Source organism: Nocardia sp. NBC_00403 (genome assembly GCF_036046055.1).
In the GTDB taxonomy this organism is placed as follows: Bacteria; Actinomycetota; Actinomycetes; order Mycobacteriales; family Mycobacteriaceae; genus Nocardia.
The window spans coordinates 846,080-858,891 of sequence record NZ_CP107939.1 but is presented as its reverse complement, the minus strand read 5'-3'; the positions used below and the strand labels follow the sequence as shown (position 1 = coordinate 858,891).

The 12,812-nt window shown below is 66.9% G+C and carries 9 protein-coding genes and 1 pseudogene; 4 read left to right on the top strand and 6 right to left on the bottom strand.

The features are described 5' to 3' along the window. Window positions 1-99: 99 nt before the first annotated feature. Entirely contained in the window at window positions 100-2,163 is a 2,064-nt protein-coding gene (locus OHQ90_RS03790) for a PhoX family protein (protein ID WP_328407358.1), read from the top strand. A gap of 89 nt (window positions 2,164-2,252) precedes the next feature. Here OHQ90_RS03790 and OHQ90_RS03785 read toward each other — a convergent pair whose 3' ends face one another. After that, entirely contained in the window at window positions 2,253-2,999 is a 747-nt protein-coding gene (locus OHQ90_RS03785) for a glycoside hydrolase family 25 protein (RefSeq protein ID WP_328407356.1), read from the bottom strand. A 99-nt stretch (window positions 3,000-3,098) separates the two neighbouring features. After that, window positions 3,099-4,436: a glucosylglycerate hydrolase gene (gene ggh, locus OHQ90_RS03780; protein WP_328407353.1), complete on the bottom strand. Its 1,338-nt coding sequence runs from the start codon at window positions 4,434-4,436 to the stop codon at window positions 3,099-3,101. Between the two features lie 281 nt (window positions 4,437-4,717). On the opposite strand from ggh, the gene OHQ90_RS03775 reads away from it, so the two are divergent. Together OHQ90_RS03775 and OHQ90_RS03770 are read left to right on the top strand one after the other, a co-directional pair. Then, the gene (locus tag OHQ90_RS03775) at window positions 4,718-5,413 is read left to right on the top strand and encodes an SDR family oxidoreductase (protein WP_328407351.1); all 696 of its coding nucleotides are present in this window, start codon (window positions 4,718-4,720) and stop codon (window positions 5,411-5,413) included. Between the two features lie 165 nt (window positions 5,414-5,578). Continuing rightward, window positions 5,579-6,367: a polysaccharide deacetylase family protein gene (locus OHQ90_RS03770; protein ID WP_412001466.1), complete on the top strand. Its 789-nt coding sequence runs from the start codon at window positions 5,579-5,581 to the stop codon at window positions 6,365-6,367. A gap of 114 nt (window positions 6,368-6,481) precedes the next feature. Here OHQ90_RS03770 and leuS read toward each other — a convergent pair whose 3' ends face one another. Then, window positions 6,482-9,325 carry a leucine--tRNA ligase gene (leuS, locus tag OHQ90_RS03765; RefSeq protein WP_328407349.1) on the bottom strand — a complete coding sequence of 948 codons (2,844 nt, stop codon included), beginning with the start codon at window positions 9,323-9,325 and terminating at the stop codon, window positions 6,482-6,484. 363 nt (window positions 9,326-9,688) lie between these two features. On the opposite strand from leuS, the gene OHQ90_RS03760 reads away from it, so the two are divergent. Next, window positions 9,689-10,096 carry an SdpI family protein gene (locus OHQ90_RS03760; protein WP_328407347.1) on the top strand — a complete coding sequence of 136 codons (408 nt, stop codon included), beginning with the start codon at window positions 9,689-9,691 and terminating at the stop codon, window positions 10,094-10,096. A gap of 245 nt (window positions 10,097-10,341) precedes the next feature. On the opposite strand, the pseudogene OHQ90_RS03755 reads toward OHQ90_RS03760, so the two are convergent. The 3 genes and pseudogenes from OHQ90_RS03755 to OHQ90_RS03745 form a co-directional block, all read right to left on the bottom strand. Next, window positions 10,342-10,593 (bottom strand): annotated as a pseudogene (locus OHQ90_RS03755) (hypothetical protein); the annotation flags it as partial. 102 nt (window positions 10,594-10,695) lie between these two features. Then, window positions 10,696-11,757 (bottom strand): aminotransferase class I/II-fold pyridoxal phosphate-dependent enzyme, encoded by a 1,062-nt coding sequence (locus OHQ90_RS03750; protein ID WP_328407345.1) that lies wholly within the window; start codon window positions 11,755-11,757, stop codon window positions 10,696-10,698. Further along, window positions 11,754-12,812: a 3-oxoacyl-ACP synthase III family protein gene (locus OHQ90_RS03745; protein WP_328407343.1), complete on the bottom strand. Its 1,059-nt coding sequence runs from the start codon at window positions 12,810-12,812 to the stop codon at window positions 11,754-11,756. Before OHQ90_RS03745 ends, OHQ90_RS03750 begins: the two co-directional genes overlap by 4 nt.

The following is a 12,812-nucleotide window of genomic DNA, read 5'->3' as shown; positions in this document are numbered from 1 at the left end:
ACTGAGGGTCACCTAATTGGTCGATCGTTCATCTGAGCGTTTCCTGGGAATAGCCTGCGGCGTTTACCGTGCGCGCGTCGGACCAATCCAGGAGTCGCCGTGAAACCTCTCGCCCTCTTCGTGAAGCATGACGGCCAGTCGTCGCGCGCTTCCGTCACCTGTGAATACAAATGCGCGAACGCGTGCTTCCACGAGGTGCCCAACACCTCCGGCGGTGCCTACTTCGGTGACATCGTCAGCTCGCTGAACCGTCGTGGGCTGATCAAGGGCGGCGCCGCGGCGGTGCTGGCAGTCGGTGCGGGCAGTGTGCTCGCGGCCTGTGGCGACGACGCCGCGGCCGGCACGGTCACCCCGACCAATACCCCGGCGGGCCCGGTGGGTACCGGCACCGGCTTCACCGCCGTCGCGCCGAACAAGGAAGACGCGATCGTGATCCCCGAGGGTTACGAGCAGTCCGTGGTGATCCGCTGGGGCGACCCGCTCTTCGCCGACGCGCCGGCCTTCGACTTCGAGAAGCAGACCGCTGCCGCGCAGGCCGTACAGTTCGGCTACAACAATGACTTCGCCGCGTTGCTGCCGATCGAGGGCCAGGCCAACAGCTATCTGCTTGTGGTCAACCACGAGTACACCACCGGCCCGCACATGTTCCGCGGCTACAACAAAGAGGCGCCGACCGACGCGCAGATCGCGGTCACCATGGCCGCGCACGGCTTGTCCGTGGTCGAGGTCAAGGGCGAGCCGGGCACCGGCAAACTGACCCCGGTCTTCGGCAAGTACAACCGCCGCATCACCGCGACCACCGAGTTCACGCTGACCGGTCCGGCCGCAGGCAGCGCGTTCGTCACGACCACCGCCGACCCGACCGGCGCCAAGGTGCTGGGCACCTTCGCCAACTGCTCCGGTGGCGTGACCCCGTGGGGCACTGTCCTTTCCGGCGAAGAGAACTTCAACGGCTACTTCGCCAACGGTGACAAGGTGTCGGAATCGGCGGATAAGCCGCGGGTCAAGCGATACGGTTTCACCAAGGGCGGCACCCCCAACCAATGGGAGCGTGCGGACAAGCGCTTCGATCTCGCGCAGGAACCCAACGAGGCCAACCGTTTCGGCTATGTCGTCGAGGTCGACCCGTGGGATCCCACCTCCACTCCGATCAAGCACAGTGCGATGGGCCGCCTCAAGCACGAGGGCGCCACCATTTATGTCACGAAGGACGGCGACGTCGTTTCCTATACCGGTGACGACGAAAAGTTCGACTATATGTACAAATTCGTGTCCTCGCGCAAGATCCAGTCGGGGACCGGCCAGGCGAGCAGGCGCCACAACCTGACCATTCTGGACGCGGGCACGCTGTATGTCGCCAAACTGACCGGCAACCATCCGGACAAGGTCGACGGCAACGGCACAGTGCCTTCGGACAAGGGCTTCACCGGCACCGGCGAGTGGCTTCCGCTGCTGGAGACGGGTGCCGACGGTAAGGGCAAATCGCTCGTCGAGGGCATGAGCGCGGCCGAGGTCGCGGTGTTCACCCGGCTGGCCGCCGACAAGGTCGGCGCCACCAAGATGGACCGCCCGGAGGACTTCGAGGCCAACCCCTACACCGGCAAGGTGTATGTCGCGCTGACCAACAACGACAACCGCGGCAAGGAAGGCAAGCAGGGTCCCGACGAGGCCAACCCGCGCAACCTGAACAAGAACGGTCAGATCCTCGAAATCGACGACGACCACACCGGGACCAAGTTCACCTGGTCGCTGCTGCTGGTCTGTGGAGACCCCGCCGCGGCGGACACCTACTTCGCCGGCTTCGACAAGACCAAGGTCAGCCCGATCTCCTGCCCGGACAACCTCGCGTTCGACCCCTACGGCAACCTGTGGATCTCCACCGACGGCAATGCGCTGAAGTCGAACGACGGTCTGTTCTCCGTGGTGCTCGACGGTGCGAATCGCGGTGAGACCAAGCAATTCCTCACGGTGCCGCGCGGCGCCGAGACCTGCGGTCCGATCGTCACCGAATCGCGAGTCATGGTGTGCGTGCAGCATCCGGGTGAGGCCGACGACGCGACCCCCGAGAACCCGTTGTCGCACTGGCCCGACGGCGGCGACAAGCAGCCGCGGCCCTCGGTCGCGGTGGTATGGAGGAAGGGCGGCGGCCGCATCGGTGTTTAATCGATCGGCAGGCCACCTGCTGTGAAGGAAACGAAACCGCTACTCATCCTGCAGGGAGTAGCGGTTTCGTCTTTTTCTGCCTCGGCCGCTCAGCTGCTGCCGAGCAGGCCGCTGATGTGCGCGTAGCGGGCGAAATCGCCTTGGGCGCCGCTGTATACGTTCACATCGGTGCCGCCCGCGATGCCGGGAACTTTGCCGCGGTCGGTGGTCTGCCAGAACGTCCAGGTCGGCCAGCCGCCGGGCACCTCGGGTTGGTCGTTGCCGCGGTAGTCGGCGATCCAGAGCGGGTAGTGGACGAACTCATCGGTGTTCGCCATGGCGGTCTTCCAGAAGTTCGGATTGGTGTAGATGATCGGGGTCCGGCCGGTCAGCAGCTCGATGGTTTCCAGGTAGCGGCGGGTCCAGTTGATCAGCCGCGCCGGGTCGAGGCCGCCCGCGTTCTCCATGTCGAGCACCGGCGGCAGATCCAGCGGCCCATTCTGTCCGAGCACTGTCGCCGCATACAGCGCGGCCTGTGATTGCGGCGGCAGGCTCGGCTGGGCATAGTGGTAGGTCCCGCGTGCGACGCCTGCCGCGCGCATCAGCAAGCTGTCCTGGATGAAGTACGGATTGACGTAGTTCAGACCCTCGGTGGCCTTCACCATCGCGAAGTCGTGGCCGGAGCGTCGGACCGCGAACCAGTCGATGAACCGGCCGTCGAGATGCTGCCAAGACGAGACATCCGGTCCGCTCGGTGCGGCCGTCGCGGTGCCCGGCATGGTTGCGGTGAGGATGCCGCCCACAGCGATCGCGGACAACGCAAGAGCGTGAGTCGATCTCCAACGAGTGCTATCCATGCTGTTCGACGATAGCGACAAGCTCTTGATGTGGCCAGTGTGGCGCATGATGCATTTGCGCAACATTCACCGGAGGGCTGTTCACGGTGTCCGGTTGGGTCAGCCGAGCCAATCGAGAACCGAGGCGGCTGTCCAGGACTGCTGCATGCTGCCGAGCGGTTCGCCGGTGAACGGCTCGTAGTACTCGGCGAAGCTGCCGTCGCTGGCTTGGCGCAGTCCTTCGGCGCGGAGCATGAACGAGCGTTCCGCCCAGCCGCGGCGGGCGAAGACCCAGGAGAACAGCCAGCTCATCACCGGCCAGACCGGACCGCGCCAGTACTCGCGGGAGCGGAAGTCCTTCGAGACGGGCGAGGTCGACGGCGGTAGTGCGTAGCGCAGGTCGGGATGGCCGCAGAAGCGCGGGCCTTCGAATAGGCGCAGCAGGCTGCGTTCGGTGTCGCGGGGCAGACCGCCGCACAGCAGCGGTGCGAACATCGACAGCGTCTCGGTGCCGATCCAGCGTTGCAGCCGGACGTCGAAGTCCCGCGCCGCGCCGGTGCGCGCGTCGGTGGTCGCGACAACGCCGGCGCGGAAGCGCTCGGCCCAGGTGTAGAGGTCACGCACATCGGCGTTCGGCTGCTTGTACTCCTCGCCGATATGGGCGAGCACCTCGCAGGCCAGCGCGAAGATCGCCGTGACGAACACGTCTTCCACCGCGAAGCTCATCGTCGAGGACAGCTGGTAGTCGTCGTATCCGGCTCGGCGCATCTGCTCGACCAGCCATAGATAGCGGTCGTATTCGCGGTCGCTCGGTCGTTGCGACCGGTCGGCGACCACCAGCACGTCTTTGCGTCGATACGGCGGCAGGTCGCCGACGACCACGTTCTGATAGGCCCGATCCCAGCGCGGCGAGTTGTCCATGCCCGATTCCCAGCCGTGGTACAGCGTGATCCGGCCACTTTCCTTGGGGTCGCGGGCGTGTGCCATCCAGCGATGCCAGCGCACCAGATCCGGCCAGCGACGGTTGAGGAACTCCTCGGCCACCGCCCTGGTGCTGCGCCCGTGCCTGCGCGAATGATCGAGGATCCGCTGCACCGCGATGGCGTGCACCGGTGGCTGGGTGATGCCGGAGGTGTCCGGGCCGTCGGGCGCGTTGGCGGCCAGCTTGCGGCATTCCCACCGGGCCGGGCCGGGGAAGTATCCGTCGACGCCGTTGGCGAAGACGATGTGCGGGATCATCCCGTTCTTCCACTGCGCCGAGAGCAGCGTGTCCAGCTCGATGACCGCCCGCTCGACGCTCAACGGGGCGAGGCCGACCGCGACGAACGCGGCATCCCAGCTCCACATGTGCGGGTACAGCCGCGGCGCCGCGCTCGTCATAGTGCCCAGATCATTGCCCCGCAGCAGATAGGCGGCGCGGGCCGCGAGCTGTGTCGGGGTGAAACCCGGGTGTGCCATGCCCCTATTCTGCGATGACACCGGAAGGTATGCCCGCTCGGCGGTGTCTGGCGTTGCGTTCGACACAGCACCATGCAGGTCGCTCGGAACAGCATTTCCGGTGGCGACTGCTGGCAGGTCGCTCGAAATAGCACCGGTCACGCTGGCCGACTCGTATTCGGTGGAACTCACCCATGCCCCGTCCGTGGAGATTGTTATACCAACGTATCCATGCATCGCCGCGCATGCGGGCCGTGCTACGGATTTCCCGGCGAGTTTTGCGAAACTACTACGGTGGGCCAATGACCTCCGTCGTGACCAGCACTCCGAAGCCGACCGCACTGATCACCGGCGCCAGCCGCGGGCTCGGTGCCGCCATCGCGCGTGTGCTCGCACCGACGCATGATCTGCTGCTCGGCGCCCGCTCCGCCGCGGCACTGCGCGACATCCAGCGCGAACTTCCCAGCGCCACAGCGTGGCCCGTCGATTTGACCGACTATGCCGCGGTGGCCGCGGCGGTCGTGCCCCTGCAACGACTGGATGTGCTGGTGCACAACGCCGGTGTGGCAGATCTGGGCACCATCGCCGAATCCTCGGTGCAGCAGTGGCGAAATACTTTGGAGGCCAACGTGATTGCGGTCGCCGAGCTCACCAGGCTGCTGCTTCCCGCACTGCGCGTGGCCAACGGCCATGTGGTGCTGATCAATTCGGGGGCGGGGCTGCGCGCGAACCCGGGCTGGGCGTCCTACGCCGCAAGCAAGTTCGCGCTGCGCGCCTTCGGTGACGCGTTGCGGCTCGAGGAACCCGCACTGCGCGTGACCTCGATCCACCCCGGCCGGATCGATACCGACATGCAGCGCGAGATCATCGCCGGTGAGGGTCGCGAGTACCGGCCCGAGGAATTCCTCACCCCGGAGACCGTCGCCGCGACGGTGCGCAATGCCATCGACACCCCGCGCGACGGGCACCCGACGGAGATCGTGCTGCGGCCCTACTGAGTGCGGGCGGGCCGGGTGCCGTCGGTATCGAGTCGACGACTCTAGTACACATCGCTCCAGATCATGACGGTTTATTTACGTGTGCGCGGAATTCGGCTCCAGGACAGATTCGCTCGGTACAGTCGCGACTGGTTACATGTTTCGAGCAGAGCTGAGGGTTCCAAGGTGGACAGACGTCGGTTGTTGTCGATGCTCGCCGCCGGCACCGCGGTCGCGTTGACCGGCGGTGTGGTTGCGGAGGGCGCGCCGATCGACAGCGGGTCCGCGGGCGGCGGGCCGATCCTGCCACCTGCGCCGCGGTTGCCACCCCCGCCCGGTGGGCCGAAGACGCCGATTCCGGCGTCGACCATCACCGCGCTGCCCGGACCGGGCAACACCATGGCGCTGACCGTCGACGACGGCGCCAGCCCCGACGTGGTCGCCGCCTACATCGCATTCGCACGTGACACCGGCGCCCGGTTCACCTTCTTCGTGACCGCCTACTACGACTCGTGGAACATGCACCGGAATGCGTTGCGGCCCTTGGTGGAGTCGGGGCAGATCCAGCTGGCCAACCACACCTGGGACCATCCGGATCTGACCAAACTGTCCGGCTCGGCCGTCGCTGCCCAGCTGAATCAGGCAAAGAGCTACCTGCACAACAACTTCGGCGTGGACGGAACGCCGTACTTCCGGCCGCCGTTCGGCAGGCACAACGGCACGGTGGACCGGGTGGCCGCGGACCTCGGATACACGGTGCCGACCATGTGGTACGGCTCGCTGTCGGACTCCGGTGTGATCACCGAGGATTACCTGATCGAGTGCGCCCGCAAGTATTTCAACCCGCAGACCATCGTCATCGGCCATGCGAACGCGCCTGCGGTCACGCATTGCTACGGACAGCTGGTCGACATCATCAAGGAGCGCAACCTCGCACTGGTCACGCTGAACGACGTCCTGCTCCCGCCGCGCTGAGGCGGACGTAATCGACTGCCGCACTTCGGTCGGTCCGAGCACCGCAATCGACTGCGCGTCCGACCTTCCCGCGCCGCCCGGAAAGGAATTCCGGCGCGGCGCGGGAGTCGGAGGTCACGCGACGATGTTCACCAGACGCCCCGGCACCACGATCAGCTTGCGCGGCGCATTGCCGCCCAGCAGCGCGGCGATCTTCTCGTCGGCGAGCGCGGCCGCCTCGATGGCCGCGTTGTCGGCATCGGCGGGCACCTGAATCCGGCTGCGCACCTTGCCGTTCACCTGGATCGGGTACTCGACCGACGCGTCGACCAGCAGCGCCGGATCGGCGATCGGGAAGGGGCCATGGGCAAGCGACCGGGTGTGGCCGAGACGTTCCCACAACTCCTCCGCGATGTGCGGGGCCATCGGCGCCAGCATCAGCACCACCGGCTCCACCGCCGACCGCGGCGCGCCACCGGGGTAGGTCTTGGTGAGATGGTTGGTCAGCTCGATGAGCTTGGCCCCCGCCGTGTTGTCGCGCAGCGCCGCCAGATCCTCGTCCACGCCGGCGATCGTCTTGTGCACCAGGCGCAGCGTCTCATCAGCCGGTGCGGCGTCGGTGACCCGCAGCGCACCGGTCTCCTCGTCGACCGCCAGTCGCCACACGCGCTGCAGGAAGCGGTGCGCGCCGACGACATCCTTGGTCGCCCACGGCCGGGAAGTGTCGAGCGGCCCCATCGACATCTCGTAGAAGCGGAAGGTGTCGGCGCCGTACAGATCGCACATCTCATCGGGAGAGATGGCGTTCTTCAGCGACTTTCCGATCTTGCCGTACTCCTGGAACGCCTCGATCTCGGTGCCGGTCTGGTCGGTCCAGAAGAACTTGCCGTCGCGTTCGGTGATTTCGGCGGCGGGCACGTAGGCGCCGCGCTCGTCGGTGTAGGCGTGGGCCTGGATGTAGCCCTGGTTGAACAGCCTGCGGTACGGCTCGAAACCGGTCACATCGCCCAGGTCGAAGAGCACCTTCTGCCAGAACCGTGCGTACAGCAGGTGCAGCACCGCGTGTTCGACGCCACCGACATACAGGTCGACACCGCCCGGATCGTCCACACCGTGCTCGCCGCTGCGCGGACCGAGCCAGTACTCCTCGTTCTCCTTGGCGCAGAACGCTTCGCTGTTGGTCGGGTCGGCGTAGCGCAGCTGGTACCACGAGCTGCCCGCCCAGTTCGGCATGACATTGGTGTCGCGCCGGTACATCTTGGGGCCATCGCCGAGATCCAGTTCGACATTGACCCAGTCGGCGGCCTTGGCCAGTGGCGGGGACGGCTCGGAGTTCGCGTCGTCGGGATCGAAGGTGACCGGCGCGAAGTCGTCGAGCTCGGGAAGCTGCACGGGCAGCATGGATTCCGGCAGCGCGTGCGGTGCGCCGTCTTCGTCGTAGACGATCGGGAACGGCTCGCCCCAGTACCGCTGCCGAGCGAACAGCCAGTCACGCAGCTTGTATTGGATGGTGCCCTTGCCGTGGCCTTCGGTCTCCAGCCTGGCAATGATGGTGGCCTTGGCCTCCTCGACCGACAGGCCGTCGAGATAGCCGGAGTTCACCAGTGCGCCGTCGCCGGTCACCGCCGCGACGGTGATGTCGCCGCCCGCGATGACCTCGACGATCGGCAGCCCGAGCGCCGTGGCGAAATCCCAGTCCCGCTGGTCGTGGCCGGGTACCGCCATGATCGCGCCGGTGCCGTAGCCGCTGAGCACGTAGTCGGCGATGAAGACGGGTACTTGTGCGCCATTGGCCGGGTTGGTGGCGTAGGTGCCGAGGAAGACGCCGGTCTTCTCCTTGTTCTCCTGGCGCTCCAGATCCGACTTGGCGGCGATCGACTTGCGGTAGGCCGCAATGGCTTCCGCGGGTGTCGCGCTCTCGTTGGACCAGCGCGTATCGGTGCCGTCGGGCCAGGCGGCCGCGGTCAGCTTGTCGACCAGCTCGTGTTCGGGGGCCAGCACCACATATGTTGCGCCGAACAGGGTGTCGGGCCTGGTGGTGAAGACCTCGATCTGTTCGCCCGCCGCGTCGAACTTCACCTGCGCGCCACGGGATCGCCCGATCCAGTTGCGCTGCATGGACTTCACGTTGTCCGGCCAGTCCAGCCGATCGAGATCGTCGACCAGCCGGTCGGCGTAGGCGGTGATGCGCATCATCCACTGCCACAGGCGCTTACGGAACACTGGAAAGTTGCCGCGTTCGCTGCGGCCCTCGGCGGTGACCTCTTCGTTGGACAGCACGGTGCCCAGGCCGGGGCACCAGTTGACCACCGAATCGGTCTGGTACACCAGACGATAGGAGTCCAGCAGCGCCGTGCGCTCGCGGCCGCTCAGCGCGTCCCATGCGCGGCCGTCCGGTGTCGGCCGTGCACCCGAGGCGAACTGGTCCTCGAGCTCGGCGATCGGGCGGGCCCTGTCCATTTCCAGGTCGTACCAGGCGTTGTAAATACGCAGGAAGATCCACTGGGTCCAGCGGTAGTACTCGGGATCGGTGGTCGCGAACGTGCGCCGCCGGTCGTGCCCGAGCCCGAGCCGGTCCAGCTGCCGCTGCATGGTGGCGATGTTGGACTCGGTCGTCACCCGCGGATGGGCGCCGGTCTGCACCGCGTACTGCTCGGCCGGCAGGCCGAAGGCGTCGTAGCCGAGCGCGTGCAGCACGTTGCGCCCGTGCATCCGGTGGTAGCGCGCGAAGACGTCGGTGGCGATGTAGCCGAGTGGATGCCCGACGTGCAGGCCCGCGCCGGAGGGATACGGGAACATGTCCTGGACGAAGAGTTTGTCCGCCGGGGTCGCACCCGCGAGCGGACCGACCGGGTTCGGTGCGTGGAAGGTTCCGCGCTCCGCCCAGATCCGCTGCCACCGATCCTCGATGCGGACGGCGAGGCCAGCGTTATACCTGTGCTCCGGTACAGCGCTTTCGGTTGCACGAGTGTCCTGCACGGTCCTGCCTTCTTATTCGCCGATCCCCGACATAACTACCGTCTATCAGGGTAGAACGTCCGGGTCGCAGGACCGAAAATCGGGCCGGACCGGGATTCCCGCAGCGCACCCGCCGCGCTGTCCGGTGCGCCGCGCGGCATTCGGCCGGACGCATTGGTGCTCTTGTGCCGCAGCGGTTTCCGGACATCCCCACCGGTCGGCACGAAATCCCGGGCACCCGGTGATCTCGGGTGGTTGCTGTACCCGCCGGCTGCGGGGTGACAATGTGGAATGCGCCTGTCCGGGGTGGTGCAGCGCCAGGTGCTGGGCGGTTGCGGGGGAGCGGCCCGTCGCCGCTCGATGACAGTGCGATAGCCTTCTCGGGTGTTCGTCGTCGCTCTTGTCCTGTTCGTGCTGGCCCTCGTGGCCATCGCAACCGGCGTGCTCGGACTGACCGGCAAGCTCCCGCGCAATCGCGTCGTCGGGGTGCACACCGAAGCCGCTCTCCACGACGAAGAGACTTTCCGCATCGCGAACCGTGTCGCCGCACCCACCTCGGTGGCGGCAGGCGCCCTGCTCTTCGCCGGTGGTCTCGTCGCCATGGCCGCGAGCACCCTCCCCGCGCTCATCGTGGCGGCGGGCACTGCCGTCGTCGCGCTCTTCACCCTCGGTGCGGGTGCCAATGCTGCCGCGCAGGCGGTCGCCGACCTGGTTCCCGCCGAGGAAGTCGGCGGTTGTGGCCAGTCCTGCGGCGCGTGCTCGCTGCGCGACGCCTGCTTGCCCGCAGGCTGATCGCCGGGCGAATGCGGCCGAGCCCGCGCTGATCGCACTTTCCGGCATTGTCGCTGCTCCGAAGCCTTACCTGTGCTGACGTTGCACCGAGCCTTTTGCTCCGCCGCGGCCTGCTCAGTCGGCGCACCCCGGCGGGGGCACGCTGTGTGCGAGCGGACTGCCCGCGGGGTTGAGATAGAGCACGAACAGGTGACCGGAGTGGTCCCACGATTGCGGGCGACATGGGGATGGTCCGGGCCGCTGGGTTCTCTGAACAGCCGGCCGCGTCGATAGGTGACCGGCACGCAGTCCGCGTAGGGATGGTCGAGGGTGCCGCGCGCGACGAAGACGACCAGGGTGCCGTCGTGGTAGTGCCAGCCGCTGGTGCCACCGGGCTCGATGACGGTCTGCCGCGCAATGAACTCGCGCCGGCCGATGATGAAACGGGCCAGCACCCGGCTGGCCGTGTGGTGGGCCGGTGCCGCATTCGGGCGCAGGCCGCGATCACGCCGGATCATCACAGCCCCATGGAACCATCCGCAGTTGTTCGAGCGGCGCTCGACGATCCCATGCAACGGCCGCCCTTGCGCAGCGCTGCACAAAGGGGGCCCGCGTGTGGGCTACGAAGCCTCCGGTATCGGATTGCAGGCACCGCGTGGCCGGAGAGCTTGCAAGACGGCGTTGTCTGCTTCGGGATCCCCGACCGCGATGCGGGCGCTCCCGTCGGGATAGGACTTCGCGGCGATGCCGCCCCGGCGCAACGCCGTCGCGACACCGGGACCGGGTAGATACAGAAAATTGGCGTGGCTGTGTGGCACCGCGACACCGCGCAGGCACAACGCGTTCCGCAGTGCCTCCCGCCGGGCCGTGATGCGCACGATGCGCGCGGCGAGTTCGGGTTCGGCGGCATAGGACGCGGCTACCGCGGCCACCGCCGCCGAGCTCATCCCGAACGGCAGCTGCAGCCTGCGCACTCGGCTGATCAGCTCCCGGCTTCCGAAGACGTATCCGATGCGCAGTCCCGCCAGCCCGTACGCCTTCGAGAAGGTGCGAAGCACCAGCAGATTCGGGTGCCGGCGCAGCAGCGCGACGGTGTCGATCTGATCGGCGTGGCCCAAGAATTCGGCATATGCCTCGTCGAGGATTACCGGCACCCGCTGCGGCACGGCGCGCAGGAAGGTCTGCAACAGTCTGCTCGGAATGACGGTGCCGGTCGGATTGTGCGGCCGACACACCACCACCAGCCCGGTCCGTTTGTCGACGGCCAGTGCGATGGCGGGCAGATCCTGGTTGCCACCCGCGTCCAGCGGCACCGGAACGACGTCGAGCGCGGCCATCTCTGCCATGATCGGATAACCGTCGAAGGTCGGCGATCCGTAGACGATCCCGGCGCCCGGCGTGGTCAGCGCCTGGATGATCTGCATGGCCACCCCCGTCGCACCCGAACCGACGACGACCTGGTCGGAGTGCACACCGACGTGGTCGGCGATCAGTTTCGGCAACCGGAGCGGCAAGAACTCCGGATACCGATTGGCTTGCGCGAGTACGCCGTTCACCGCCGACAACACCGAAGGCAGTGGCGGGAAAGGATTCTCGCTCAAGCTCAGATCGAATCGAGGCAGCGCCCGCTCCTGGTGGTGTTGTCGCGACGGCAGCGTGCCGTCGGCCAGTTCCACGGTCATTGCGCCGCGCCCCAGCGCACCGCTGCCGCACCCGCGAAGTCGCCCGCGTGCGCGAACGCCGACATCAGTACCACCGACCCGTTGCGCAGTCTGCCCGCCCGGTTCTCCGCATCGAGGGTGACCGGAATGCCCGCGGCAAACAGGTTTCCGCACTGATCGAAGGTGTCGGGGTGGCGTTCGGCGGGCAGTTCGAGCGCGTCGTGCCAGTTGCGCAGGAACAGCCGGTTCGGTTGATTGGTGACGAAGGTGTCGATATCGCGCCCCTTCACACCGATCCGATCGCACACCTCGAGTGCCACCTCGGGCACCAGGCGGTTGCCGCGTGCGAACACCTTGGTGATCTTCGATTCGGTGAAGCTCACGCAGCCCTGGCCTTCACCCGGCTCCCAGTACTTGCGATCGCCATTGGTGGAGAACGACATATCCCCGGCGAACTCGGGATAGGTGCGGCATTCGATATCGAGGATCGGCGCGCTGTCGTCCTTCACCAGCAGTCCGACGCCGCATCCGTCGCCGGGCACCGGAGCCTGCGCGAGCTTGCGGATATCGGGCTGGGTGAACACCGGGCCGGCGCAGTTCTGCGTGGCCGCGATGAGGGCGGTGCGCGCGTCGGTGGTTTGCAGGATCATTCGCGCCATCGCCATCATGTGCACAAATGCCGCGCAGCCACCGTTGTGCACGTCGTAGACGAATCCGGGCCGCGCGCCGAGCCTGCGCGCCACTTCCGGCCCGCACCCCATGACCGGGTTGTCCGGCAGCTGAGTGTGCGTGATCAGCACGTCGATGTTCGAAAGCAGTTGTGCGCCATGGCGTTCGATCAGCGGCGCGACGGCACGCTCGACCATGTCCACCGCGGTCTCGTCCCGGTCCACATGATGGCGTGCCTTGGGCGAACGGAACATGACATTCTTCGCCATCCGGTCCGAGCGGCTGAACTGGGTGAAGTATTCGGTGCCGACGGGATCACCGGGCAGATAGCTGGCCACATCGACCAGACTGACCGTCGGCAGTCGGGGGGCGTCAGGGTTTAGTTCGTTGGTACTCGCGTTTGCCAT

Excerpts from the sequence above, each read along its gene's own strand:
- OHQ90_RS03785 (WP_328407356.1), bottom strand. The coding sequence starts at position 2,999 with ATGGATAGCACTCGTTGGAGATCGACTCACGCTCTTGCGTTGTCCGCG.
- ggh (WP_328407353.1), bottom strand. The coding sequence starts at position 4,436 with ATGGCACACCCGGGTTTCACCCCGACACAGCTCGCGGCCCGCGCCGCC.
- OHQ90_RS03775 (WP_328407351.1), top strand. The coding sequence starts at position 4,718 with ATGACCTCCGTCGTGACCAGCACTCCGAAGCCGACCGCACTGATCACC.
- OHQ90_RS03750 (WP_328407345.1), bottom strand. The coding sequence starts at position 11,757 with ATGACCGTGGAACTGGCCGACGGCACGCTGCCGTCGCGACAACACCAC.
- OHQ90_RS03745 (WP_328407343.1), bottom strand. The coding sequence starts at position 12,812 with ATGGCAAACGCGAGTACCAACGAACTAAACCCTGACGCCCCCCGACTG.